Raw genomic sequence first — 24658 nt, 5'->3', positions numbered from 1 at the left:
GCAGGTCCCCCTTGTATTACTTATTACGTTTAATATAGTCTAATAAACGTTCAATATCCCACGTGTTAATCACGTTATCTTTTTGAATCCAACCTTTACGTGCTGCTGCTACACCTGTTTCCATATCTTCTAACATTTCAAGCGTATGAGCATCCGTATTAATCGCTACTTTCACACCAGCATCTTGTGCTTGTTTTAATAATTTCGCGCTTAAATCTAGACGGTTCGGATTCGCATTTAATTCTAAAACTGTATTTGTCTCTTTTGCTAGTTCAATTAATAAATCTGTATCTACATCATAACCCTCACGACGCCCGAGAAGACGTCCTGTAGGATGGGCAATCATTGTGACATGTTTATTCTCAAGTGCAGTACGTAGACGCTTCATAATCGTTTCACGGTCTTGTGAGAAGCTAGAGTGAATCGCTCCAATGACATAATCTAATTCTGCTAATACTTCATCATCAAAATCAAGCGAGGCATCTGGTAAAATGTCCATTTCAATTCCGCGTAAAATTGTAATGTCTGGATACTTTTCATTCATACGTTCAATTTCTTTCGCTTGCTCACGAAGACGCTCTTTCGTTAAACCGTTCGCCACTTTTAAGTATTGCGAGTGATCAGTAATCGCCATAAACTTATATCCACGAGCACGGCACGCTTGTACCATTTCTTCAATAGAAAAAGCACCGTCACTCCAAGTTGTATGCATATGTAAATCACCTTGTATATCGGAAAACTGAATTAAGTTCGGATACTCTTTAATTAATTCAATTTCTTTTCCATCTTCACGCACTTCTGGCGGAATAAATGGCAAACCGAAATGAGCAAAGAAGTCTTCTTCAGTCTCAAATGTTTTCACTTCACCTGTTTCCAAGTTCTCTACACCGTACTCACTAATTTTCTCGCCTTTATCTTTTGCGATTTGACGCATTTTTACGTTATGATCTTTTGATCCTGTGAAATGGTGAAGAGTTGTAATAAACTCTTCTGGTTTTACTAAACGGAAATCAATTGAAATATCATATTCATATTGAAGACGGACAGAAACTTTCGTATCTCCACTTGCTATTACTTCAATCATATTATCAAATTGTAGTAAATGCTCACGTACCGCTGCTGGTTCTGTCGTTGCAATGATAAAATCTAAATCTTTCACTGTTTCACGAACACGGCGCAAACTACCAGCGCGAGAGAAACGAATTACTTCAGCAATATTCGACAATTTCTCCTCTATTTCCCCGGCAATAGGCAATACCATCGCAATTGGTAAACGCTCTGGACGAGAGCCTACTTGATCGATTGCTTCTAATATTTTCTCTTCTGTCTTCTTACCGAAACCAGCTAAAGCTTGTACTTTATTTTCCTCACAAGCAGCTTTTAACGTCTCCATATCAATAACGCCTAGCTCTTTATATAACTTAGCCACCTTTTTACCACCAAGACCTGGTAGTTTTAATAACGGCAATAAGCTACTTGGTACTTCTTTTTCAAGTTCTTGTAATACTTCAGATGTTCCCGATTCTATATATTCTTGTATAACGGCTGCTGTTCCTTTTCCGATTCCTGGAATCTTTGTGAAATCTTCAATTTCAGAAAGACTACGATCGTCACTTTCTAATGCTGCTGCCGCTTTACGAAATGCAGATATTTTAAATGGATTCGCACCCTTTAGTTCCATAAAAAGCCCGATTGTCTCTAATAATTTGATCACTTGTTTTTTATTTACTTTCATCATTGCCCCGCCTTTCTTTCATAGAAAAAAACTTCTCTTTCCGAAAAAAGAGAAGTTATACTCTGCTACCTGTCTGCCATAGTTCCTTCACCTTTTCAGATAGAATCGGTGTATCGTCTACAATTATTTTGCTAATTGATGATTTTTGTAATGGTGTTTGTACTTGTTCAATCGGAAGAATATTTCCAATGATAATTAAGACAAACAAAATAATATATACTTCTAAAAATCCGAGGATTGCCCCCGCAAACGCATTTACTTGCTTTAAAACCGGTATTTCTGCAAACATATTTAACAAATTACCAAGTAATGAAAGTGCAATTTTAGTGATAATAAACAATATGATAAACGCAAGCGCTTGATAAAATACTGTCTCAATATTATTTGCATCAATCCATTCTGGAACAGATACGTTTTTATCAAATGGATACGGAATAAATTTCGCAAGTGCTGGCGCTAAATCTTTACAGTACCAGTATGCAACAAGGTATGCGATAATAAAGCTTGTTAACTTTACAAGTTGCAGAATAAACCCTCTGCGTAAGCCGAGGAAAAATCCCATAACAAGCAGTAAAATGATAATAATATCAATCATGTTATTCCATTCCTTTTTTTGTCATACTTTCTTTCAATTTCTCATGTTCTTCTTTTAATTTTATGTAATCGTGTATGACGTTTACCGCCGTCAATACCGCTAGTCTACTCGTGTCAAGCGAAGGATTCTTGGCATTGAGTTCGCGCATTTTATCATCCACAATCGCTGCTACCATGCGGATATGACTTGTACTTTCATCGCCAACAACTGAATATTGCTGACCATAGATTTCTACATTAATTCGACTTTTCTTTCCCTTTTGTTGTGACAACTCACCGGCCTCCAATCACGTACAGAATCCTAAAGTTTATCATACCATGAACCTTCATAATATGGAAACAGAAAGAACAATCCGATATGATAAAAATAACAATATAAAAAAAGGGGCGACCATTATGTCAAATTCTATCGTAATTCAAACAAATTCTACAGTAATTGAAGACATGAAACAACAATATAAACATTCGCTTAGCCCGAAAACTCCGCAAGGCGGGATCTTCATGGCAAAGGTACCATCTTGCACGATTACAGCGTATAAATCTGGAAAAGTAATGTTCCAAGGAGGCCGCGCTGAAGCAGAAGCTTCTCGTTGGCAAACTGTCTCTCAAACACCGAAAACAGCTGCAAAAAAATCTGTTGATTCACACCGTTATGCACCGCCTGCTTCCATCGGTACAATGTCTATTGTAGGGTCTGATGAAGTTGGTACTGGTGATTTCTTCGGACCGATGACAGTCGTTGCTGTATATGTGGATGCAAAGCAAATTCCACTACTAAAAGAACTTGGTGTAAAAGACTCTAAAAACTTAAATGACGATCAAATTACTGCCATTGCGAAACAACTTCTACACGTTGTTCCTTATAGCTCTCTTGTCCTTCATAACGAAAAATATAACGAGCTATTTGATAAAGGAAACAACCAAGGTAAGTTAAAAGCTTTACTACACAATAAAGCTATTACAAACTTATTAGCTAAAATGGCACCTACAAAACCTGAAGGCGTCTTAATCGATCAATTCACACAACCTGATACATACTATAAATATTTAGCAAAACAAAAACAGGTACAGCGTGAAAATGTTTACTTCGCTACGAAAGGTGAAAGTGTTCATTTAGCTGTTGCCGCCGCTTCCATTTTAGCTCGCTACTCATTCGTAAAACAATTTGATGAACTAAGTAAAAAAGCTGGTATGCCGCTGCCAAAAGGTGCCGGTAAACAAGTTGATATCGCCGCTGCTAAATTAATTCAAAAGCTTGGTAAAGAACGATTACCTGAGTTTGTGAAACTGCATTTCGCTAATACGGAGAAGGCGCTTCGCTTATTAAGATAGTATCGACAAAAACAGGAGCCTACAAACTCCTGTTTTTTGTTTCACCCTACTATTGTCCTTATAGTTTTGTTACAATTATAATATACAGATTATTCTAACATAGAAGGGGATCCCCATTGCTACTTCTACAAATGATTCTAAATATTTTACTAGGCGATCCACACGAAAGGCAGTTTGAAATTAGGGAAAACATTCAGCTACTAAGTGAACAACGAGCGTTCAACGATCTAATAGAGCGTTATGGTCGCTCTTTCTTATTAAACTTTCGGATTCGAAGATTTATCGGGAAACACGATGCTCGCTCGTTAATACATAATCCAGCAAAACTACAACACTTCTGTGAGGAACTTGAATGTATGATTAGAAAAAGGAGGTTTTTCATATGAACGCTGTAAAAGTTAAAAAGATATTATATGTTTTCGTACACCTCGTAGGCCCACTTTCTTACTTCACTATTTCTACCATTTGAGGAGCTTTTTTCACTACTAAATCCACATTCGAAAATATATCTGATAATCTTGGCGTGATGGCCATCTATTACGTGTTCATGAGTTTACTGTGGTTTTTCTATTTAGATCGATTAGGCAAAGACATAAATAAGATTACAAAAGAAATTAACGATAAGAAGATGTAATACATGAAAAAAGGAGAGTCGCCAAGACTCTCCTTTTTTATGTTAGCTTCGTTTCTGCTTCTTATTTGATGAAGGTACTTTATGTGAACCTGTTTCATGTGTCGTCGTTCCTTGTCCTTCTACTTCTGGAGAACCTAGGCCCGATCTTGAATGATCTTTTTTCACTTTTTTACTCATTTATATTCACCCCTTCGCGTTACTTTTTGCTACAGGGTAATAAACTATGCAAAAGAAAAAGCGAGAGGAAATCCTCTCGCTTTTTTCACATTTTAGAACTCAGAAGAACCTGGAGTTCTTGGGAATGGAATTACGTCACGGATGTTAGCCATGCCAGTGATGTACATTAGGAAGCGCTCGAAACCTAGACCGAATCCAGCGTGTTTTGTACCGCCGTATTTTCTAAGTTCTAAGTACCACCAGTAATCCTCTTCGTTCATACCTAATTCTTTAATTCTGTCTACTAAAACGTCCATTCTTTCTTCACGTTGGCTTCCGCCGATTAATTCGCCGATGCCAGGCACTAGAAGGTCAGTAGCAGCTACTGTTTTACCGTCTTCATTTAAACGCATGTAGAATGCTTTAATGTCTTTCGGATAGTCAGTTACGAATACAGGGCGTTTGAAGATTTCTTCTGATAAGTATCTTTCGTGCTCTGTTTGTAAGTCAATTCCCCATTCTACTGGGTATTTGAAATCAGCACCTGATTCTTGAAGCACTTTAATTGCTTCTGTATAAGTGATGCGACCGAAGTCAGAGTTAATTACGTTGTTCATGCGCTCAAGAACTGTTTTATCAACGAAGCTGTTGAAGAATTCCATTTCTTCTGGTGCATGCTCTAATACGTATTTCATTGCATATTTCAGCATATCTTCTGTAAGGTTCATTACGTCCCCTAGTTCAGCGAATGCAATCTCAGGCTCAACCATCCAGAACTCAGCAGCGTGGCGAGTTGTGTTTGAGTTTTCCGCACGGAATGTAGGTCCGAATGTGTATACATCACGGAATGCTAATGCATAAGCTTCAGCGTTCAGCTGTCCACTTACTGTTAAGTTTGTTTCTTTACCGAAGAAGTCTTTTGACTCATCAACTTTTCCGTCTTCACCTTTTGGTAGGTTATTTAAATCTTGCGTTGTTACGCGGAACATTTCGCCAGCACCTTCTGTATCACTACCAGTGATGATAGGTGTATGAACATGTACGAATCCACGCTCTTGGAAGAATTGGTGAATCGCAAATGCTGCGATAGAACGTACGCGGAACGTTGCAGAGAATGCATTTGTTCTTGGACGTAAGTGAGCGATTGTACGTAAGTATTCAAATGTATGACGCTTCTTTTGAAGTGGGTAATCAGAATCTGATAAGCCCTCGATATCAATTTTTTCTGCTTTAATTTCAAATGGTTGCTTCGCTCCAGGCGTTGCAATTACTTTACCTTCTACTTTAACTGAAGAGCTAAGTGGAAGTTTTGCAATTTCTTTGAAGTTCTCTAATTCTGTATCGAAAACGATTTGAACGCTTTTGAAGAAGCTACCGTCGTTTAATTCGATGAAACCAAATGCTTTTGAATCACGTAAGTTACGAATCCACCCTGATACTTGTACTGTTTGATCTGCATACTTTTCTGTATCTCTATACAGACTTTTTACTAATGTGTTTTCCATAGTGAAATTCTCCTTTGCTCATATATTTAAATACAAAAAAACCTTTCATCCATAAAGGGACGAAAGGTTAAACTTCGCGGTACCACCCAATTTGTCATAAAGACCAACTTTAACTCGTATGTAATACATACTTCCCGGTTTGTAACAGGCCGGATTCCCGTCTAAGTCTACTCTTGAATACAAGATTCAATTTCGGTTAGCAACTCCAAGGTGTTCTTCACATATACCGCCTCATCAGGCTCTCACCGTCCCTGACTCGCTTTGGATTATAGTATATACTACTTTTCCTTATCATCGTCTTTCATTTTGTTAAACTAAAATTAATGTACTACATTCGAGAGAAAGATGCAAGGTGTCGGAAAATATATGAGCGATTTTTGTAATATATCGACTTACCGACAGTGTCCGACAACTAACCCAATAAAAAAATTGCCGGAATATATCCGGCAATTTTCTAATTACTTACGTAACTCCGCACCGAATTTCTCTTCTACCGTTGTTAGTACACGGTTATGTGCTTCTGTTACTTCTTCGTCTGTTAATGTACGTTCTGCATCGAAGTAAGTCATAGAGAATGCAAGTGATTTCTTGCCTTCTTCCATTTTTTCACCTTCGTATAAGTCGAATAGTGTTACGTCTTTCAGAAGTTCTCCGCCAGCTTCAGCAATGACTTGCTTCATTTCACCAGCTTTTGTTTCTTTTGTTACTACAACAGCCATGTCACGTGTCATAGATGGGAAACGTGGAATTGCTGCGTAGTAAGTTTCTTCAGCGTCTGCACCGAATACTTTTACAAGAGATAATTCAAATACGAATGTATTTTTCACATCTAATTGTTTTTCTGCTTCTGGGTGCAATTGACCGATGAAACCAATTACTTCGCCATCTAATACGATGTCAGCTGTACGGCCTGGGTGCATACCTTCGCGTTTTGCTGGTGCATATGTGATTTGGTTTGCAACGCCAAGTACGTCGAATAGTCCTTCTAGTACACCTTTCACAACGAAGAAGTCTACTACTTTCTTCTCACCTTGCCATGCATGGTGAAGAGCAAGACCTGTCATAACACCTGCAAGATGTTGTTCTTCTTTCGGAAGTTCTCCTTCTTCTGTCGGTAAGAAGATAGAACCTACTTCGTATAAAGCAACGCTGTCGTTTTTACGAGCGACATTGTATGAAACTGCTTCTAGTAATTGCGGTACTAAGCTTAAACGAAGTTGGCTACGTTCTTCACTCATTGGAAGCGCAAGACCTACAGGCGCCTTTTCGTTTGGCTCAACCATATATTGTTTCGCTTTGTCAGCGCTTGTTAATGAATACGTGATTGCTTCATATAAACCAGCACCCTCTAAGAAGCGGCGTACTTTACGACGTTTCGTTTGTGCTGATGTTAATTTACCACGAGTCATCGTTCCAGAAGGTAATGTAACTGGAATGTGGTCATAACCGTATAGACGGCCCACTTCTTCTACTAAGTCTTCTGAAATTGTAATATCAGGACGACGTGCTGGTACATTCACGTGGAATGTTCCTTCTACTTCTGTGAATGGGAATTTCAAGTTTGTGAACATTGTACCCATTTCACTCGCAGAAATATTTGTACCTAATACACGGTTTACTTTTTCAGCAGTAACAGATACTGTACGCTCTTGTACTTGTAAGTTGTCAGCTTCTACTACACCTTCAAGTGCTTCACCGCCAGCATATTTCGCCATTAAAGCAGCTGCGTGTTGAATTGCTTCAAATGTACGTGTTGGGTCGATTCCTTTTTCGAAACGTGCACTTGATTCACTACGAAGACCTAAGTCTTTTGATGTACGACGTACTGTTTGACCTGCAAAATATGCAGACTCAATTAGAACGTTTACTGTCTCATTTGTAACTTCAGAATCCGCCCCGCCCATTACACCAGCAACAGCTAAAGCTTTCGTGCCGTTTGTAATTACAAGGTGGTGGCTTTGTAATGTACGCTCTTGATCATCTAACGTTTCAATTTTTTCGCCTTCTTTTGCAAGACGAACAACGATTTCTTTTGAACCTAATTTATCGTAATCGAATGCATGTAACGGTTGACCGTATTCCATTAAAATGTAGTTTGTAATATCAACTACGTTGCTAATTGGACGAATGCCAGCTGCCATAAGACGAGTTTGCATCCACATTGGTGATGGACCAATCTTTACGTTTTTAACCATTTTTGCAATGTATAATGGGTTTTCTTCTTTCGCTTCTACACTTACAGAAATATAATCAGAAGTTTTTTCTGCTGTTTCTTGTAAGTCGATAGCTGGAAGCTTTACTTCGCGGCCATAAATAGCAGCTACTTCGTAAGCAACACCTAACATGTTTAAGCAATCTGCACGGTTTGGTGTTAAGCCAAGCTCAAGTACTTCATCGTGTAAGTTTAAAATTTCAAGTGCATCTGCACCAACTTCAGCGTCACTTGGGAAGATGAAGATACCATCTGCGTATTCTTTTGAAACTAACTTTCCATCAATACCAAGCTCTTGAAGAGCACAAACCATACCGTGAGAAGCTTCACCGCGTAGTTTTGCTTTTTTGATTTTGAAGTTACCAGGAAGTACAGCTCCAACTTTTGCAACTGGTACTTTTAAACCTTTTGCAATGTTAGCAGCTCCACAAATAATTTGAACTGGCTCTTCTTCACCGATATCGATTAAGCATTTGCTTAATTTATCAGCTTCTGGGTGTTTTTCACATTCTAATACGTGACCAACTACAACACCTTTTACACCTTTATTTAATACTTCAACGCCTTCTACTTCAATACCACTTTTCGTGATTTTGTCTGCTAGTTCTTGTGCTGTTACATCTTTAATATCTACATACTCTTGTAACCAACGATATGATACGAACATACTTATCCTCTCCTTCCCTTACGCTCGTTTGAATTGTTGTAAGAAACGTACATCATTTGTATAGAAATGACGAATGTCATCTACTCCGTATTTCAACATTGCGATACGCTCTGCGCCCATACCGAATGCGAAACCTTGATATTCTTTTGAATCATAACCAGCCATTTCAAGTACGTTCGGGTGAACCATACCTGCGCCTAGAATTTCAATCCAGCCAGTTCCTTTACAAGTGCCGCAGCCTTTGCCATGACACATCATACAAGAAATATCCATCTCTACAGATGGCTCTGTGAATGGGAAGAAACTTGGACGAAGACGGATTTCACGATCTTCACCGAACATCTTTTTCACGAATACTTGCAGTGTACCTTTTAAGTCACTCATACGAATGTTTTTATCAATTACAAGACCTTCAATTTGCATGAACTGATGTGAATGCGTCGCATCGTCGTCATCACGGCGATACACTTTACCAGGACAAATAATTTTAATTGGGCCTTTTTCTTTATTATTTTCCATCGTACGTGCTTGCACAGAAGATGTATGTGTACGTAGTAACGTTTCTTCTGTGATGTAGAATGTATCTTGCATATCACGCGCTGGGTGATCTTTCGGTAAGTTTAGTGCTTCGAAGTTGTAGTAGTCTTTTTCTACTTCTGTTCCTTCAGCTACTTCATAACCCATACCGATGAATACATCTTCAATTTGCTCAACAACAGCCGTTAACGGATGGTGACAACCTGTTTCAACAGGACGACCTGGCAATGTAACATCAATTGTTTCAGTAGCTAATTTCGCTTCAATTACTGCTTTTTCTAAGTTACTAATTTTGTCGTCTAGACGCGTTTGAATCGCTTCACGTACTTCATTTACTAATGCTCCCATACGTGGACGCTCTTCTGCTGATAATTTTCCCATGCCGCGTAATACTTCTGTAATTGGACCTTTTTTTCCTAAATACGCTACGCGTACGTCGTTTAAGCCTTTCAGCTCTTTCGCTTCTTCAATAAGCTCTAACGCTTTTTGCTTTAGCTCTTTTAAACGTGCTTCCATTTTGGAACCCTCCTAATTTTAAAAATAAAAAAACCTCGCTCCCAAAAAGGGACGAGGTAAATTCGCGGTACCACCCTAAATTGACAGAACATGTCTGCCCACTCATTAGTTATAACGATCAATTCTGACCGGAACGCCTTTACATATACATGGTCCTGGCGTCAACTCCAGAGGTGAATTCACTTTCGTCTACCATAAGAATGCTTTCAGTCTACGACATTCTCTCCCTATATGGCGATTTTGTAAGCTACTCTTCTCTATCAACGTTTTTCGTTATTTAACTTTTAATATAATGTACTTCAACTTATTATAAGAAGTTTTTTATTTGTTCGCAACCGGGCTTTGCAAATAATACGTTAAAATCCCTGCTGCAACCGCAACATTTAATGATTCTGCCCCGCCGTAAATCGGAATATACAAGTTTTGATCCGTTTTTGCAAGAATTTCTTGGCGTACGCCATTTCCTTCATTTCCTACAATTAATGCAAAACTGCCAGCCGGCGTTACTTCACCATACGGAACTCCATTTTCAAGAGCTGTTCCATATACAGGAACGTTATTTTCTTTTAACTTGTCTACCCATTCTTCTAAGTTCCCTTTTACAATTGGTAAGTGGAAAATAGAGCCTTGTGTAGAGCGGAGTACTTTACTATTGTAAACATCAACACAACCTTCTCCAAGCACAACGGCGTGAATACCAGCTGCATCAGCTGTACGAATAATTGTTCCTAAATTACCTGGGTCTTGCAGGCCATCTAATAAAAGGAATTTCCCATCAGTAAGAGCTACTTCTTTCTCATGCTTCTCACAAACAGCAAATACACCTTGCGTCGTTTCTGTTTCACGAAGTATTTTTACAATCGCCTCAGGTACGATGTACATTTCCACATCATTAACTGTCCAATCTTTCGGAAGGTCTGTCTGATCTGAAACGATAAGTTCTGTTACAATTCCTGTCTTCAAAGCTTCCTCGACTAAGTGGAATCCTTCTACAAAAAATAAACCTTTTTTATCGCGTTCTTTTTTCGTTTGCAGCTTTTTCCACTGCTTTACACGCGGATTTTGTACTGAATCAATGTTTTTCATAATATGTATTTCCCTCTCTTCTTGTCTTATCATTATAGCCTATTTTTCATACATATTTACATAAAAAAGAACAAAAACTAACGTCAGTTTCAATTCTGAAGAAGAGGTGAAAGCAATGAGTTTTAATTTACGCGGTGCCGTATTAGCGAATGTATCTGGAAATTCACAAGATCAATTACAAGAAACAATCGTCGATGCAATTCAAAGCGGTGAAGAAAAAATGCTTCCAGGTCTTGGCGTTTTATTTGAAGTCATTTGGAAAAATGCTGATGAAAATGAAAAGCACGAAATGTTAGAAACACTAGAGCAAGGATTAAAAAAATAAGCAATTTGAAAATCACCTTTGCATAAGCTAAGGTGATTTTTTTGCAGAAAAATTTTTTCTTCTCCTAAACATTTCTACTTTACTAACGAACTATGATGGAGTACAATGTTCAAAATACATTTAAACCGATCGATTTTTCTTCATATACACCATAAGATAAAAGGAGTGAATGTTTTATGCACCGTATTACGCTTGAACAAATTTTTAAACACCACATTACACAAAAATACGTAAACCGTTCTGGAATGGTCCACGCGATCGCTGTCGCTTACCATGCGTTTCACCTAGCCAAAAAGCATCACGCCTCAGTCGATGCTGCCACAAAAGCTGGCTTCCTTCATGATATCGGACATCATACGTGGTACACAGGCGGCGAATGGGATTATGACTTATATAAAAAGAATGATATCCATGCAATTAAAGGCGCTGAAAGAGCACATAAATTACTTATTAGATTAGGAGAACATCCAAAACTAGCAAAAGAAATTTCTATTGCAATTCTTCTTCATACAGATTCTTTCTTAGTGGAACAAGAAATTGAAAGAACATCTCTTCAAAATATTATTAAATGGGCAGACGAAGCAGATGAAGAACCGGGCGGAGCGCATCATTATCGAACAATTTCTTATGAAAAAGCACTTAAAGCAATTCAGCAATTAGATCGATTGGTAGAGCGTGAATTGCAAATAGAGCAAGCAAAATTGAATAACAAGACAGAACATAGTTATCAATGAGAAAGAGGCATCACTACAGGGTGATACCTCTTTTATTATTTTATGGAAAATAAACCTTTATCCCGCATTAACGAGCAGTAAGACCCCCACCTCGAAATTCAGCAAAGACGAGGAAGTTAGGTGGAGAATCAACTGCCCGTAAAAGCCCGATTGGTGAGGGCTGATAATCAGTGGGGGATGAACCTCCCCAATGATTAAAGTTTCACTTTATATGTAATATTTAAATGTTACATTCAAAAACATCTTACTTTATAATTAAATATGCAAATATAAAAGAGGTGATTTTACAAATGCAACCCGTTACACAGCTTTCTAATGAACAAAAACACTCGATGTCATGGGGACAATTTATTAGCTCTGTTTTATTCGCCTTTTTTGGAACTGGACTTATTACTATGTTCCTCGCAATGCCATTAACAATTTATACAGCAGGTCTTACAGATAAAAAACAAGTTGCCCTGTATGAATCTATTGCAAATACTGCAAGTACCGTATTACAACTAGCTGTATTGTTATTCTTCATTTTTAAATTCGAACCCGCAAAAAAATTACTACTAAAATCTTTTAACTTTAAAACACTGAAAGAATGGCGCACATACGTATACTTACTTCTTTTCTTCGTTATCAACATCATACTCAATTACATCTTGTTAAATTATGTGTTCCAAGACGCAACAAAGCAGCAATCTTCCGCACTAAGCTTAGACGTCTTTAAGCAATATCAAATATTATTACTTCTCAGCTTTGCAATACTCACACCCATTTTTGAAGAACTTATTTTCCGTGGTTTTATACTTCGCTTCTTCTCAGAACGCTTTCCATTTTGGATTGCAGCCATCGTAACAAGTTTCTTCTTCGGTATCGCTCATACATACTCACTTGGGGTAATGGTAATTACTTTCTTTATGGGATTATTAATGGCCATTTTATGTAAAAAAACAAAGTCCATTATTCCAGCTATGTTATTTCATATTATGAATAACATATTGGCATTCTTGAGTTAAAAAGAGGTATCATCGCGATACCTCTCTTTACTCTTTTATCATAACTTCAAACTCTTCTGCGGTTAGCGTTTTTGATAATCCGTATCGTTATTACCCATTTCCTTCAATTTATATATACTCATTAATAATATCCAAAATAAACCTCATGTAGTAAAATATAACTTAATTCACATAAAGGAGTTTACATATGTTCAGTATTATTTGGATGCTTTTCACGCCACTTCTCTTACTATGCGGGATTGCTGGTGGTATTTTTTTAATAGTAACAGGGATTAAATATCGGAAATTACTCGTTGGTTTAATGGGGCTACTTAGCCTATCCTTTGTCACACTACCTTTTGTTCTTTTAAGTGTAGGGATTCATATCGATACAATTTTCCCGATTCCAACTGCTCTTTACTGGACCCTATTTTCTTTAACTGGATTATTAGCAGGGGTAAGTGGAGTACAAGCCAAAATTAAAAGTATACGTAATATGGGATTCATTATTTTTACCATTGGAATATTAGGTGTTATCTTCTGGGAGCTCATGTCTGTAGGTGATTCATTCTATATATAATATTTTTTAGCAACCTACAAATCGGAGGTAATACAGAAGTGTTTGGAATATTAACTTGGATGATTTTAGCTCTTACTTTAATGTTATGCGCATTTATCGTTGGTATTTTTTTAATTATTTATGGTATTAAATATCATAAATCACTCACTATTATAGCTGGTTTAATTAGCATATTACTTATCGTTGTTCCTATCGTTTGTATAGGTTCTGGAATAGATTTAGAGGGGATGGTTCCAATTTCGGGAACTTTATATTGGTGCTTCTTCTCTTTAGCTGGACTATTAGCTATTATAAGCGGCAGGCAAATATCGAGTATTTGTTCTATGGGGATAATTTTGTTTCTAGCAGGGCTGTGCTCCGTAACTGGTTATCATTTTTTATATCTCACTCTTTAAAAAGACAAAAAAGCAGGGAAATTAATTCCCTGCTTTTCTATTTGGTTTATTGCCTGATTGTAAGAAGAACGATAACACCCAAGCGATACCTGCTAGTATCGTTGCGATTAAGAAGGCATCGTTAATACCGTTAATTGCAGATAGCTTTGAAATTTGTCCATATAATAGTTGTGTGCTCATCGCGTCTCCTGCTTGAGCTGATCCAGCTAAGGCCGCTAAGCTTTGACCCATGCCGTGTACTTTATCAACTAAAATTGGGTTTGATGTTGTTAACATGTTGCCGTAATCAGCTACGTGAGCAGTCGTTTGTTGCGTCATAAGTGTAATTAAAATAGCTGTTCCGATTGAACCCGCTACTTGTCTTGACGTATTTTGCGTTGCTGTACCGTGAGAAATTAATTTCATCGGCAGCGCGTTCATACCAGCTGTCATAATTGGCATCATAATGAATGACATACCAATTGAACGTATAATGTAATCCGTCATAATAACGCTATACGGCGTATCCATCGATAATTTTGTAAATTCATATGTCGCATACGTCGTAATTGCCAATCCAATTATCGCTAATGGACGAATACCATATTTATCGAATAATTTACCCGCTACTGGTCCCATGATCCCCATAATTAATGATCCTGGAAGAAGTAGTAAACCAGATTCAATTGGCGTAAAGCCACGAATGTTTTGCAGATATACTGGAAGCAATAACATACCTCCGAATAATGCCATCGTAACGATTGCATTAATTACTAAAGTAAAAGTAAATACTGGATATTTAAATACTTGTAAATCAAGCATTTTATTGTCCGTTGTTAACTCTCTCCAAATAAATAACGCTAAACCAATTACACCGATAACAAGTGAAATAATGACTTCTGCACTAGTCCAACTATTATTTCCAGCTTCACTAAATCCGTACAATAAGCTTCCTAGTCCAATACTTGAACTAACCACACCGAATATATCTAATTTCGTTTTAGACACCGGCTGAGCTAGTGTAAAGAATTTTAAAGATAGGAACGTAATAATTAAACCAATAATAAACATCGCATAGAACATTAAGTTCCAGCTATAGTTTTCAATCACCCAACCTGTTACAGTTGGTCCGATAGCTGGTGCTAAAATCATCGCTACACCTAGTAATCCCATCGCCGCTCCGCGTTTATGAGGCGGGAATAACGTCATGAAGATATTCATACCAACCGGCATTAAAATACCCGCACCAACTGCTTGAATTACGCGACCTGTCATCATCATTGTAAAGTTTCCTGAAGTAGCACAAATGATAGATCCTACCGTGAAGAATAACATTGCTGCTACAAATAATTTACGATACGTAAATCGTGAAACTAAAAAGGCACTAATCGGTACTAAAATACCATTTACAAGCATGAAGCCTGTAATTAACCATTGTGCTGTTGAAGTTGATACATTAAATTCATTCATTAACGGAGGTAATGCAACGTTAATGATTGTTTGGTTTAAAATAGAAACGAACATGCCGAGAATTAATACAGCTACAACTGCTTTTACGTTCACATTCTCTACAGGCATAGACATTTGTTTTTTCGGCACTTCTTTTTCTTGTTTTACTTCTTCTTGCTTTCCTGTTTCTAACTCAACTACATTAGAAATTTCCGATTCTTGCTTTCGTTCAATTTCTTTCTCTTCTGTTTCAACTTTACTTACTTCTATTTTACTTACGGCTGGGACTTGTTCTTCTCCCATTTTCGTTTTTTTCTTTCGTAAAAGACGATTTACAAGGAAGAAGACGATTATACAAAATAGTGCATATCCTGCAATTACAATTGAGGACATCTCATCTCCCCCTTACTTATGAATACGAACTGTCACATTCATGCCAGGAACAATATTTACTGATTTGCTATGATCTAAAGAAATTTTAACTGGTACTACTTGTGTTACTTTCGTATAGTTCGCTGTTGCGTTGCTTGATGGCAACATAGAGAATGTATTCGCTGTTGTTAAGCCAACTTGTTCTACTTTTCCTGTTAACGTTGTATCTGGGTATGCATCTACATACACATCTACATCTTGACCTTTTTGAACATCATCAACATCTGTTTCTTCAATGTTTGCTGTTACCCATAAATTGTTCATATCAAATGCATAAGCAATCGGGCTACCCGCTCCAACGAAAGCATTTGTTGTCGCGTTTGATTGTACAACTGTTGCATTTTGTGGAATTGTTACATCTACTGTTTGTTCTCCATTAGCTGCCGCTACAGTAACAGTACCTAATTTATCGTTCTCATTATAATTTTTTCCTACTTCAGCTTTCCAGTCAGTTAGTTTACCTGCTACTGGTGAAGCAACCGGAATTACCTTTCCATCAATCTTTGCATTGTCTGTTTTTAAGTAATTTTCCGTTTGATTGTAATAGTAATAACCGCCAATACCGCCGCCAACTAGTACAATTAATGTGATAATGTTGATAATTACCATTCTTCGAAACTGATTCATTGCATTCCTCTCCTTATATCGCATATAATTTTTTTCTAAACTATTTATGTCCTTATTGTTTAGATTGTTTAATTGTTAATTATATTAACCTTTTAACAAAAAAATCACACCATCTGCAGCGTAAATCGAAACTTCTCTACCTGCGAGCGGTGCTGATTTCTGAAGGACTATCGTTTATAATTATAAATAATTATTTTGAATCTACAACCGACAATTTACGTATGAAATGTCGTTTAAACAACAATATAATACCAATATGTTGTTTAAGTATAGAAAATTAAACGAGGGGAAATAAAAATGTCTATTAAAAATACAAATGATCCACGTGTAAAACGGACGAGACAACTCATACAGGATGCTTTTGTCGCTTTAGTAGGCGAAAAAGGTTTTGAAAATGTTACTGTGCAACATATCGCAGAACGCGCTCCTGTAAACCGCGCTACATTTTATAGCCATTACCACGATAAATATGACTTACTAGACAAAAGCATTGAAGAAATGTTAGAAAAGCTAACTGAAGTAATTAAACCGAGAAATAGAAATAAAGAAGATTTCCAACTAACATTTGATTCGCCACATCCAAGTTTTTTGGCCTTGTTCGAACATATTGCAGAAAACACTAACTTCTATAACGTCATGCTTGGTGATAAAGCTGCTGGAAACTATACGTATAAGATGATGAAAGCAATTCAAACGCATTTAACATTAAGCCTCTCTATTTCACAACCTAACGATGAAAAACTAATGGTTCCACGCGATATTCTCATTAGTTATGTTACTGGTGCCCACCTAGGAATGATTATGTCATGGCTAAAAAGAGGGATGATATATACCCCGCATTTTATGGCGATGCAATTAACTCGTTTAATTATTTTAGGGGCTCATACTGCTGCAGGATTAGAAAGGCCTTTTTAAAACATAAAAAAGCGAAGGAGAAGCTCCTTCGCTTTTTCTATTAATTAAATGTAATGTTATGTACAGCCTCTTTATCAAGACGTTTAATAACTTCTACAATTAACTTCACTGCATTTTCATAATCATCACGATGTAACATTGCCGCATGAGAATGGATATAGCGCGTTGCAATTGTAATTGCCATAGAAGGAATACCATTTACAGCAATGTGAATCGCACCCGCATCCGTTCCTCCACCTGCTACTGAATCATATTGATACGGGATTTGTAATTCATCAGCAACATCAACTACGAAATCACGTAAACCTGTATGTCCAATAACAGAAGCATCATATAAAATGATTTGTGGTCCATCGCCCATTTTACTTTGTGCTTCTTTTGACGTTACACCCGGTGTATCTCCAGCGATACCAACATCTACTGCGAACGCGATATCTGGTTTAATATAATTCGCAGATGTTTTTGCGCCACGAAGACCAACTTCTTCTTGTACAGTTCCAACGCCATATACAACATTTGGATGCTTTTCATCTTTTAATTGTTTTAATACGTCAATTGCAATTGCACAACCGATTCGGTTATCCCATGCTTTTGCAAGTAACATTTTTTCATTCTTCATCACTTGGAATTCAAAGTAAGGTACAACTTGATCTCCTGGTCGTACGCCCCACTCCATCGCTTCTTCTTGGCTAGAAGCACCGATATCGATGAACATGTCTTTAATTTCAACTGGCTTTTTACGAGCTTCTGGAGGTAAAATGTGCGGTGGTTTTGAACCAATTACACCTGTTACATCTCCTTTACGCGTTACAATCGTCACGCGTTGCGCAAGCATAACTTGTGACCACCAGCCACCAACCGTTTGGAAGCGAAGGAAACCTTTGTCATCGATTTGTGTAATCATAAATCCAACTTCATCTAAATGACCTGCAACCATAATTTTCGGGCCGTTTTCTTCCCCTACTTTTTTCGCAACTAAACTCCCTAAATTATCAGTAGAAAGTTCGTCCGCAAACGGCTCAATATATTTCTTCATTACTTCACGTGGTTCACGCTCATTACCAGCAATACCACGTGCATCTGTTAATTCTTTTAGCATTGTCAATGTCGCGTCTAATTTTGTCATTGCCAACACCCTCCTTTTTCTTCAGTCAATTCATTATACAATAATTAAATTGAAATATTCAAAAATTAAATTAGTATCCTTGTGTTTGACGCTGATGATTTACTTCATTTTTATCTAAATATGCTTTTTCAATCTCTTCTTGTTCAAATTCAAGTGCTTGTCCAAGTCGAAGATAGCTCGTAAATAATTCAATATAGTTTGTAATAGATGGTTGATCTGTAAAACGAATTACTTTCGCATATGTGTCTAAGAAAATTTCCACTTGTGTTTTATTCGTCTGTGCACATTTATAGAATAGGAAGTTTTTATCAATACCTAAATCAATTCCGATTGATAAAATAAAATGCAAACCATCTACGTATTCTTCTAATATTACTTCACGTTCTGATGCTGGTTTGTTGCTCCAATATTTAAAACAACGTGTTTCATTTGCAAGTTCTCCAATTTCTACAAGAAGAGCTAACATTTTTTCTTTTAACAATTTTTTCGGTTGTAAGTCATGTTCTTTTGCAATACGGTCATCTAATTCTTTTTGTAATTTAAATAGTTGTAGTAAGTCCATTCTATTGTCCTCCTCCAACATCGCATTTTACGCAACAATGTTGTTTCATCTCAAAGTTCATTATTATGTTTCAGTTCTTATGAATAAGTCAGCTATCTAACTCTTTATAAAATAGCTTGTCCTTAATTTACAAATACGTTTCAGTCATCGCTCTTAAATTGTTCATCTGATGAAAGTTCCATATCATCTTTCCATTATAGCAGTGTCGTTTCAGCTAGGAAAGATACTCTTCTTTCCAAACGAGCAGAATTGAAAAAAGCCAGGAGTATTCTCCTGACTTCATATGTATATTCTTCTATACTGCTATAACTTTTATATTGATTTTGTCATATTGATAACAACATAGCCGTTAATCTTTAGAATTTCTTTCACTTCTAACTTCTATTTGAATACAAATAAAAAAACCTTAGAAGAAAATTCTTCTAAGGTTTCAACTAATTAATTAGTTAATGTTGTTTTTTGCAACTGTTGCTAATTCAGCGAAAGCTTTTTCGTCATGAACAGCTAAGTCAGCAAGCATCTTGCGGTTAACTTCGATGCCAGCATTTTTAAGACCGTGCATTAAGCGGCTGTAAGAAAGACCATTCATACGAGCTGCTGCGTTGATACGTGTAATCCATAATTTACGGAAGTCACGTTTCTTTTGACGGCGGTCACGGAATGCATACATTAGAGATTTCATAACCTGTTGGTTAGCAACCTTGAATAATGTATTTTTTGAACCGTAGTAACCTTTTGCTAATTTAATTACTTTTTTACGACGTTGACGAGTAACTGTACCACCTTTTACTCTTGGCATAATATTACCTCCTAATTGTTCTATATATCAGCCGAACTTATTTTAAGTTGTCAAGCATTTGACGAATGCGTTTGAAGTCACCAGCGCTTACTACACCAGCTTTACGTAGTTTACGTTTAGCTTTTGTAGATTTGTTAGCGAATAAATGGCTTGTGTAAGCGTGAGAACGTTTCAGTTTACCTGATCCAGTCTTTTTGAAACGCTTTGCAGCGCCGCGATGAGTTTTTTGTTTAGGCATAGGTATTTCCTCCTCTATCTATTACTTATCGTTTTTCGGTGCTAAAACTAAGAACATACTGCGTCCTTCCATTTTAGGCTTAGATTCAACTGTGCTAACTTCAGCACAAGCTTCTGAGAAGCGATCTAAAACACGTTGACCGATTTCTTTATGAGTAATGGCACGTCCTTTAAAGCGAATTGATGCTTTAACCTTGTCGCCTTTCTCTAAAAACTTGATAGCATTACGAAGTTTTGTGTTAAAGTCGTGTTCATCAATTGTTGGACTTAAACGAACTTCTTTCATGCTAATTACTTTTTGATTTTTGCGCTGCTCTTTTTCTTTCTTCTGTTGCTCAAAGCGGAATTTACCGTAGTCCATAATGCGGCATACTGGCGGTTTCGCATTTGGAGCAACTAATACTAAATCAAGATTAAGATTTGCAGCTAAGTCTAAAGCGTCATTACGAGACTTGATTCCAAGTTGATCGCCATTTGCGCCAACTAAACGTACTTCACGTGCACGAATTTGCTCGTTAATCATCATATCCTTGCTAATAGTAAGCCACCTCCAAGGTTTTCTCAGAACATATTTTGTAGTCATAGAACCCGAACAAAAAAAGTGCGGGCATACGACACCCACACTTGTAAAATCTTAAGTAAGAAATACATTTACCTGTTAACTGCGAATGCGTCCATCAGGTGAGAAGCGGGTGCTTCTACTTGTTCCACAAAACAATATTCTATTATCCTTGATGAGTTTATCATAGGACATGACGTCTGTCAAGAAGACGCGATGTGTTTTACTAACAACAAGAAATATTGTAACAAACAACTAACATACTTGCAATACTTTTTTATGATAAGTGTTACATGGTTATTTTTTCTAATTTTTCTCAAGTATATTACATAAAAAAGCCGCGGTATACCGCGGCTTTTTCTTATCGTTTTCCTTCTACTTTAATCATGTCAACAAAAGCATCTAATGCGATTGTTTCTGATTTTTGTTCACCATATTTACGTACGTTTACGCCGTTTTCAGTTACTTCATTGTCACCTACTACAAGCATGTACGGAATTTTTTGCATTTGTGCTTCACGGATTTTGTAACCGATCTTCTCTTCACGAGTGTCTAATTCAACACGGATACCAGCACGACGCAATTCGTCTTGTACTTTCTTCGCATAGTCTAAATGTACTTGCGGAGAAACTGGAATTACTTGTACTTGAACTGGAGCTAACCATGTTGGGAATGCACCTTTGTATTCTTCAATTAAGAAGGCTACAAAACGTTCCATAGTTGATACAACACCACGGTGAATTACAACTGGACGATGTTGTTTACCGTCTTCACCAACGTATGATAATTCAAAGCGTTCTGGAAGCAAGAAGTCTAATTGTACAGTTGAAAGTGTTTCGTCTTTTCCAAGAGCAGTACGAACTTGAACGTCAAGTTTTGGACCGTAGAATGCCGCTTCACCTTCAGCTTCATAGTAATCAAGACCCATTTCATCCATAGCTTCTTTTAACATACCTTGTGCTTTTTCCCACATCTCATCATCCGCATAATACTTTTTAGTATCTGCTGGGTCGCGGTAAGATAGACGGAATGAGTAGTTCTCTAAACCGAAATCTTTGTACACTTCTAGAGTTAAGTTTACAACACGTTTTAACTCTTCTTTAATTTGATCTGGACGAACGAAAATATGCGCATCGTTTAAAGTCATTCCGCGTACACGTTGTAATCCAGATAACGCACCTGACATTTCATAACGGTGCATTGTTCCAAGTTCCGCAATACGGATTGGTAATTCACGGTAGCTGTGAATATCATTTTTATAAACCATCATATGATGAGGACAGTTCATTGGACGAAGAACTAATTCTTCGTTATCCATTTCCATTGATGGGAACATGCCATCACGGTAGTGGTTCCAGTGACCAGAAGTTTCATAAAGCTCTCTGCTTCCTAGTACTGGAGTATATACGTGATCATAGCCTAAGCTTGCTTCTTTATCAACGATATAACGCTCGATAATACGACGAATTGTTGCACCCTTTGGTAACCAAAGTGGTAAACCTTGTCCTACTTTTTGGCTATTAGTAAATAGTTTTAATTCTTTACCTAATTTACGGTGATCGCGCTCTTTCGCTTCTTCAAGCATACGTAAGTGCTCATCTAATTCCGCTTTTTTAACGAATGCAGTACCGTAAATACGTTGTAGCATTTTATTATTGCTATCGCCGCGCCAGTAAGCACCTGCAACGCTTAATAATTTAAACACTTTAATTTTCCCTGTAGATGGAAGGTGAACACCACGACAAAGGTCGAAGAATTCGCCTTGCTCATAGATTGAAATAACTGCATCTTCTGGAAGATCGTTAATTAAATCTAATTTTAACTCATCGCCGATTTCTTCAAAGCGACGAATTGCTTCTGCACGTGGTACTTCATGACGAACGATTTCTAAGTTCTCGTTCACGATTTTTTGCATTTCTTTTTCGATTTTCTTGAAGTCTTCAACTGTAATTGCTTCTTCCATATCAATATCGTAGTAGAAGCCATTTTCAATTACTGGACCAATGCCGAGCTCAACCTTAACATCTTTATATAAACGTTTTAACGCTTGTGCTAAAAGGTGGGCTGTTGAATGGCGTAAAATATATAGGCCATCTTCAGAATCTAATGTGATGATAGAAACTGCACCATCTTCTTCGATTGGTGTAACAAGATCGATCATCTCATCGTTTAATTTTCCAGCTACAGCTTTTTTCTTTAAGCCTGGGCTAATAGAAGCTGCGATTTCTTCAGTTGTTACGCCTTTTGGAAACTCCTTCACAGCTCCATCAGGGAAAGTAATTTTAACTACATCTGCCATCACTGGTCACTCCTCTTTTTCTCAAAATAAAAAACACTCATCCCGTAAAAAGGGACGAGTGTTGAATTCGTGGTTCCACCCTTGTTCCAATTAACATAATTGTTAATTGCTCAAGTTCAACATAACGGTGTTGTCCGTTAGCAATTACTAGAAAAACCGTTCACTGCTAAAGTTTAGAGGTGGTAAGTAATAATCCCGTACTAGGAAGCTCACACCCTAAGGCTTCCCTCTCTGAAAATCGTAGAAAACTACTCATGTCCTCATCATGACATTTCAATATATTTCATTTATGTAGGTAATTATATGCTCAAAAACTTAGAAAATCAAGGGCGTTACCTTTATTTTTTAAATTTTTCACATTGCGCTCAAAATCATGTAATCCATGTAATTGGACGCGTTCTTGGAACACATTTCGCAAAGTAATAATCATATTATGGTCTTGTTCTTTCGTATATAAATAAATCTTTTTAGGCGAAATAGAAAGAAGCGGCGCAATTACTTTCGTATCAATATATACATCATTTTGCTTTAATAATTCCTCATCTATATATTGGACCAACTTCTCCTGTTTTAAACGTCTACCTTTATCATCATAAAAGATAAAGCTTTCATCAAAAATAAGATGCACGCAAGACAAACGTGATTTACGGCTACTTACTTGTTGCCGAAGCGTCTCAATGAACATTTGGTATTCTTGCTCCATCTTATATTCATCAATTGCCACTTCCGCAAGTTTAGCCACCATTTCCCTATATGTACGAAGACGAAAACGGATATATGATGAAAACGAGAATGAGAGCGGATCACAAAGCCAATTATTTAAAGAAGACTTAATATGTGACTCAAATGCGTTACGCGTTAAATCCTGAGCTACACCTTTTCTTCTTCCCTTTAAAATCTCATGTGCCATGTGCAATATTTGATGACACTCTTCTTGTTCTTCATAAAAAAACTTTTCTTTTAAAATCGTATAAATCCACTCATTTTGTTTCACATTCACAATGAAATACACCATTACTGGCAATAAGATTTTTTCAATATAATTCGATTCACGTACTGGTATGTGAATCACCACTTTTTGTTCCTGTAAATACACACTCGTTTCCTTATATAACACTTCCGCTCTTTTCAGCAATTGTCTATATACGTGCATAGCATCATTTTTTTCTTCGAAGCAAATTTCAATCACTTTTGTCCCCCCTTTTATCCCCGCTCTAAAGGACTGTATCTATACGTTACAAATCCTATAAGAGTCCGTCCCGCGTGAATTTCACTCTTAGTAGAATCACATTTCCTATCGTTAGAAAATCCACTCAATATGGCTTGCTAATTTTATATATATTAAGGGAGGGAGAAAAAAATGATACAAGCTACTATGAATTTTTATTGTATACTTTACTTATCAATAAAATGGGGCATCTGAATGTTTGAATATAAATTCGTAAAAGTCGAATTACATTGGGGGTTCACTCGCTCAAAACCAGCTGAAGACTACCAAGAAATTATTCAAGAACATGCTAGAGATGGCTGGAGGTTCGTACAGATTGTTGCCCCTACGTTTGGCAGTTCTGGACAACCTGAATATTTCGACCTCATATTTGAAAAGAAAATATCACTATAATACAAAAGAGCAAGCTTCTTGAAGTGACCCCTAAAAGTTAGACACGGTTATTTCATTAGGCA

Annotated in this window: 26 protein-coding genes, 1 pseudogene and 4 other annotated features; of the genes and pseudogenes, 10 read left to right on the top strand and 17 right to left on the bottom strand. The window is 37.1% G+C overall.

Features of this window, described 5'->3' with window-relative positions; all coding sequences use genetic code 11:
- Positions 1 to 16: 16 nt before the first annotated feature.
- From polX to zapA, 3 genes are read right to left on the bottom strand one after another with little or no spacing between them, the layout of a single operon-like run.
- Positions 17 to 1735 carry a DNA polymerase/3'-5' exonuclease PolX gene (gene polX, locus BLT20_RS04445; RefSeq protein ID WP_000867515.1) on the bottom strand — a complete coding sequence of 573 codons (1719 nt, stop codon included), beginning with the start codon at positions 1733 to 1735 and terminating at the stop codon, positions 17 to 19.
- A gap of 55 nt (positions 1736 to 1790) precedes the next feature.
- Positions 1791 to 2330, bottom strand: coding sequence for a CvpA family protein (locus BLT20_RS04440; RefSeq protein WP_000565409.1), 540 nt, complete (start codon positions 2328 to 2330; stop codon positions 1791 to 1793).
- 1 nt (position 2331) lies between these two features.
- Entirely contained in the window at positions 2332 to 2601 is a 270-nt protein-coding gene (zapA, locus tag BLT20_RS04435) for a cell division protein ZapA (protein WP_000082701.1), read from the bottom strand.
- 124 nt (positions 2602 to 2725) lie between these two features.
- Between zapA and rnhC the strand changes: the two genes are divergently transcribed.
- From rnhC to BLT20_RS30075, 3 genes and pseudogenes are all read left to right on the top strand, one after another.
- Positions 2726 to 3661 (top strand): ribonuclease HIII, encoded by a 936-nt coding sequence (gene rnhC / locus BLT20_RS04430; RefSeq protein WP_000071587.1) that lies wholly within the window; start codon positions 2726 to 2728, stop codon positions 3659 to 3661.
- A 116-nt stretch (positions 3662 to 3777) separates the two neighbouring features.
- The gene (locus BLT20_RS04425) at positions 3778 to 4047 is read left to right on the top strand and encodes a hypothetical protein (RefSeq protein WP_000925539.1); all 270 of its coding nucleotides are present in this window, start codon (positions 3778 to 3780) and stop codon (positions 4045 to 4047) included.
- Positions 4044 to 4295, top strand: a pseudogene (locus tag BLT20_RS30075) (hypothetical protein). The gene BLT20_RS04425 and the pseudogene BLT20_RS30075 overlap by 4 nt, the downstream one beginning before the upstream one ends.
- A 42-nt stretch (positions 4296 to 4337) precedes the next feature.
- Here the strand turns inward: BLT20_RS30075 and BLT20_RS04420 are convergent.
- The 5 genes from BLT20_RS04420 to BLT20_RS04400 form a co-directional block, all read right to left on the bottom strand.
- Positions 4338 to 4472, bottom strand: a complete 135-nt coding sequence (locus BLT20_RS04420; protein ID WP_000039588.1) for a YuzL family protein — start codon at positions 4470 to 4472, stop codon at positions 4338 to 4340.
- A 92-nt stretch (positions 4473 to 4564) separates the two neighbouring features.
- Complete coding sequence (gene asnS / locus BLT20_RS04415; protein ID WP_000432177.1) at positions 4565 to 5956, bottom strand: asparagine--tRNA ligase; 1392 nt, start codon at positions 5954 to 5956, stop codon at positions 4565 to 4567.
- A gap of 52 nt (positions 5957 to 6008) precedes the next feature.
- Positions 6009 to 6260 (bottom strand) — a binding site (T-box leader).
- A 154-nt stretch (positions 6261 to 6414) separates the two neighbouring features.
- A complete protein-coding gene (gene pheT / locus BLT20_RS04410; RefSeq protein WP_000498186.1) occupies positions 6415 to 8835 on the bottom strand; it encodes a phenylalanine--tRNA ligase subunit beta in 2421 nt (806 codons plus the stop codon).
- An 18-nt stretch (positions 8836 to 8853) separates the two neighbouring features.
- Positions 8854 to 9888: a phenylalanine--tRNA ligase subunit alpha gene (pheS, locus tag BLT20_RS04405; protein ID WP_000388219.1), complete on the bottom strand. Its 1035-nt coding sequence runs from the start codon at positions 9886 to 9888 to the stop codon at positions 8854 to 8856.
- A 44-nt stretch (positions 9889 to 9932) separates the two neighbouring features.
- Positions 9933 to 10161: a binding site (T-box leader), on the bottom strand.
- A 48-nt stretch (positions 10162 to 10209) separates the two neighbouring features.
- Positions 10210 to 11007 carry a TrmH family RNA methyltransferase gene (locus BLT20_RS04400; protein ID WP_002026395.1) on the bottom strand — a complete coding sequence of 266 codons (798 nt, stop codon included), beginning with the start codon at positions 11005 to 11007 and terminating at the stop codon, positions 10210 to 10212.
- Positions 11008 to 11089: 82 nt separating this feature from the next.
- Here BLT20_RS04400 and sspI point away from each other — a divergent pair, with 82 nt between their 5' ends.
- From sspI to BLT20_RS04375, 5 genes are all read left to right on the top strand, one after another.
- A complete protein-coding gene (gene sspI / locus BLT20_RS04395) occupies positions 11090 to 11299 on the top strand; it encodes a small acid-soluble spore protein SspI (RefSeq protein WP_000009509.1) in 210 nt (69 codons plus the stop codon).
- A 176-nt stretch (positions 11300 to 11475) separates the two neighbouring features.
- Positions 11476 to 12033, top strand: coding sequence for an HD domain-containing protein (locus BLT20_RS04390; RefSeq protein WP_000554786.1), 558 nt, complete (start codon positions 11476 to 11478; stop codon positions 12031 to 12033).
- Between the two features lie 290 nt (positions 12034 to 12323).
- Positions 12324 to 13037: a CPBP family intramembrane glutamic endopeptidase gene (locus tag BLT20_RS04385; RefSeq protein ID WP_001183327.1), complete on the top strand. Its 714-nt coding sequence runs from the start codon at positions 12324 to 12326 to the stop codon at positions 13035 to 13037.
- Positions 13038 to 13224: 187 nt separating this feature from the next.
- The gene (locus BLT20_RS04380) at positions 13225 to 13596 is read left to right on the top strand and encodes a hypothetical protein (RefSeq protein ID WP_000491395.1); all 372 of its coding nucleotides are present in this window, start codon (positions 13225 to 13227) and stop codon (positions 13594 to 13596) included.
- Between the two features lie 38 nt (positions 13597 to 13634).
- On the top strand, positions 13635 to 13991 hold the full coding sequence (locus BLT20_RS04375; protein ID WP_000467057.1) for a hypothetical protein: 357 nt from the start codon (positions 13635 to 13637) through the stop codon (positions 13989 to 13991).
- A gap of 21 nt (positions 13992 to 14012) precedes the next feature.
- Here the strand turns inward: BLT20_RS04375 and BLT20_RS04370 are convergent, their stop codons facing one another.
- Positions 14013 to 15812, bottom strand: coding sequence for a DHA2 family efflux MFS transporter permease subunit (locus tag BLT20_RS04370; RefSeq protein ID WP_000095295.1), 1800 nt, complete (start codon positions 15810 to 15812; stop codon positions 14013 to 14015).
- A 12-nt stretch (positions 15813 to 15824) separates the two neighbouring features.
- The gene (locus BLT20_RS04365) at positions 15825 to 16478 is read right to left on the bottom strand and encodes an HlyD family secretion protein (protein WP_001071419.1); all 654 of its coding nucleotides are present in this window, start codon (positions 16476 to 16478) and stop codon (positions 15825 to 15827) included.
- 297 nt (positions 16479 to 16775) lie between these two features.
- Between BLT20_RS04365 and BLT20_RS04360 the strand changes: the two genes are divergently transcribed.
- The gene (locus BLT20_RS04360) at positions 16776 to 17393 is read left to right on the top strand and encodes a TetR/AcrR family transcriptional regulator (protein WP_000023672.1); all 618 of its coding nucleotides are present in this window, start codon (positions 16776 to 16778) and stop codon (positions 17391 to 17393) included.
- Positions 17394 to 17433: 40 nt separating this feature from the next.
- On the opposite strand, the gene BLT20_RS04355 is transcribed toward BLT20_RS04360, so the two are convergent.
- The 7 genes from BLT20_RS04355 to ytxC form a co-directional block, all read right to left on the bottom strand.
- Positions 17434 to 18519 (bottom strand): M42 family metallopeptidase, encoded by a 1086-nt coding sequence (locus BLT20_RS04355; protein ID WP_000163555.1) that lies wholly within the window; start codon positions 18517 to 18519, stop codon positions 17434 to 17436.
- 70 nt (positions 18520 to 18589) lie between these two features.
- Positions 18590 to 19081, bottom strand: coding sequence for a dUTP diphosphatase (locus BLT20_RS04350; protein ID WP_000365050.1), 492 nt, complete (start codon positions 19079 to 19081; stop codon positions 18590 to 18592).
- Positions 19082 to 19523: 442 nt separating this feature from the next.
- The gene (gene rplT, locus BLT20_RS04345; RefSeq protein ID WP_001138362.1) at positions 19524 to 19880 is read right to left on the bottom strand and encodes a 50S ribosomal protein L20; all 357 of its coding nucleotides are present in this window, start codon (positions 19878 to 19880) and stop codon (positions 19524 to 19526) included.
- Positions 19881 to 19917: 37 nt separating this feature from the next.
- The gene (gene rpmI, locus BLT20_RS04340) at positions 19918 to 20118 is read right to left on the bottom strand and encodes a 50S ribosomal protein L35 (protein ID WP_001125945.1); all 201 of its coding nucleotides are present in this window, start codon (positions 20116 to 20118) and stop codon (positions 19918 to 19920) included.
- 21 nt (positions 20119 to 20139) lie between these two features.
- Positions 20140 to 20643: a translation initiation factor IF-3 gene (infC, locus tag BLT20_RS04335; protein WP_000973215.1), complete on the bottom strand. Its 504-nt coding sequence runs from the start codon at positions 20641 to 20643 to the stop codon at positions 20140 to 20142.
- 63 nt (positions 20644 to 20706) lie between these two features.
- Positions 20707 to 20827 (bottom strand) — a sequence feature (ribosomal protein L20 leader region).
- 210 nt (positions 20828 to 21037) lie between these two features.
- The gene (gene thrS / locus BLT20_RS04330) at positions 21038 to 22975 is read right to left on the bottom strand and encodes a threonine--tRNA ligase (protein ID WP_000786083.1); all 1938 of its coding nucleotides are present in this window, start codon (positions 22973 to 22975) and stop codon (positions 21038 to 21040) included.
- A 47-nt stretch (positions 22976 to 23022) separates the two neighbouring features.
- Positions 23023 to 23251: a binding site (T-box leader), on the bottom strand.
- Between the two features lie 31 nt (positions 23252 to 23282).
- A complete protein-coding gene (gene ytxC / locus BLT20_RS04325) occupies positions 23283 to 24164 on the bottom strand; it encodes a putative sporulation protein YtxC (protein ID WP_000569626.1) in 882 nt (293 codons plus the stop codon).
- Between the two features lie 234 nt (positions 24165 to 24398).
- On the opposite strand from ytxC, the gene BLT20_RS04320 reads away from it, so the two are divergent.
- Positions 24399 to 24596 carry a DUF4177 domain-containing protein gene (locus tag BLT20_RS04320; RefSeq protein ID WP_000464456.1) on the top strand — a complete coding sequence of 66 codons (198 nt, stop codon included), beginning with the start codon at positions 24399 to 24401 and terminating at the stop codon, positions 24594 to 24596.
- Positions 24597 to 24658: the final 62 nt, after the last annotated feature.

Origin of the sequence: Bacillus sp. cl96 (assembly GCF_900100505.1) — a bacterium.
GTDB lineage: Bacteria > Bacillota > Bacilli > Bacillales > Bacillaceae_G > Bacillus_A > Bacillus_A cereus.
This window is presented reverse-complemented; position numbering and strand designations above follow the sequence as displayed.

Bases quoted from the DNA above. Each gene is read 5' to 3' on its own strand.
- asnS (WP_000432177.1), bottom strand. From the start codon at position 5,956: ATGGAAAACACATTAGTAAAAAGTCTGTATAGAGATACAGAAAAGTAT.
- pheT (WP_000498186.1), bottom strand. From the start codon at position 8,835: ATGTTCGTATCATATCGTTGGTTACAAGAGTATGTAGATATTAAAGAT.
- rnhC (WP_000071587.1), top strand. From the start codon at position 2,726: ATGTCAAATTCTATCGTAATTCAAACAAATTCTACAGTAATTGAAGAC.
- sspI (WP_000009509.1), top strand. From the start codon at position 11,090: ATGAGTTTTAATTTACGCGGTGCCGTATTAGCGAATGTATCTGGAAAT.
- polX (WP_000867515.1), bottom strand. From the start codon at position 1,735: ATGAAAGTAAATAAAAAACAAGTGATCAAATTATTAGAGACAATCGGG.
- thrS (WP_000786083.1), bottom strand. From the start codon at position 22,975: ATGGCAGATGTAGTTAAAATTACTTTCCCTGATGGAGCTGTGAAGGAG.
- rplT (WP_001138362.1), bottom strand. From the start codon at position 19,880: ATGCCAAGAGTAAAAGGTGGTACAGTTACTCGTCAACGTCGTAAAAAA.
- BLT20_RS04365 (WP_001071419.1), bottom strand. From the start codon at position 16,478: ATGAATCAGTTTCGAAGAATGGTAATTATCAACATTATCACATTAATT.
- rpmI (WP_001125945.1), bottom strand. From the start codon at position 20,118: ATGCCTAAACAAAAAACTCATCGCGGCGCTGCAAAGCGTTTCAAAAAG.
- BLT20_RS04420 (WP_000039588.1), bottom strand. From the start codon at position 4,472: ATGAGTAAAAAAGTGAAAAAAGATCATTCAAGATCGGGCCTAGGTTCT.
- BLT20_RS04390 (WP_000554786.1), top strand. From the start codon at position 11,476: ATGCACCGTATTACGCTTGAACAAATTTTTAAACACCACATTACACAA.
- BLT20_RS04350 (WP_000365050.1), bottom strand. From the start codon at position 19,081: ATGGACTTACTACAACTATTTAAATTACAAAAAGAATTAGATGACCGT.
- infC (WP_000973215.1), bottom strand. From the start codon at position 20,643: ATGATGATTAACGAGCAAATTCGTGCACGTGAAGTACGTTTAGTTGGC.
- BLT20_RS04360 (WP_000023672.1), top strand. From the start codon at position 16,776: ATGTCTATTAAAAATACAAATGATCCACGTGTAAAACGGACGAGACAA.
- pheS (WP_000388219.1), bottom strand. From the start codon at position 9,888: ATGGAAGCACGTTTAAAAGAGCTAAAGCAAAAAGCGTTAGAGCTTATT.
- BLT20_RS04440 (WP_000565409.1), bottom strand. From the start codon at position 2,330: ATGATTGATATTATTATCATTTTACTGCTTGTTATGGGATTTTTCCTC.
- BLT20_RS04400 (WP_002026395.1), bottom strand. From the start codon at position 11,007: ATGATAAGACAAGAAGAGAGGGAAATACATATTATGAAAAACATTGAT.
- BLT20_RS04370 (WP_000095295.1), bottom strand. From the start codon at position 15,812: ATGTCCTCAATTGTAATTGCAGGATATGCACTATTTTGTATAATCGTC.
- BLT20_RS04355 (WP_000163555.1), bottom strand. From the start codon at position 18,519: ATGACAAAATTAGACGCGACATTGACAATGCTAAAAGAATTAACAGAT.
- BLT20_RS04380 (WP_000491395.1), top strand. From the start codon at position 13,225: ATGTTCAGTATTATTTGGATGCTTTTCACGCCACTTCTCTTACTATGC.
- BLT20_RS04320 (WP_000464456.1), top strand. From the start codon at position 24,399: ATGTTTGAATATAAATTCGTAAAAGTCGAATTACATTGGGGGTTCACT.
- BLT20_RS04385 (WP_001183327.1), top strand. From the start codon at position 12,324: ATGCAACCCGTTACACAGCTTTCTAATGAACAAAAACACTCGATGTCA.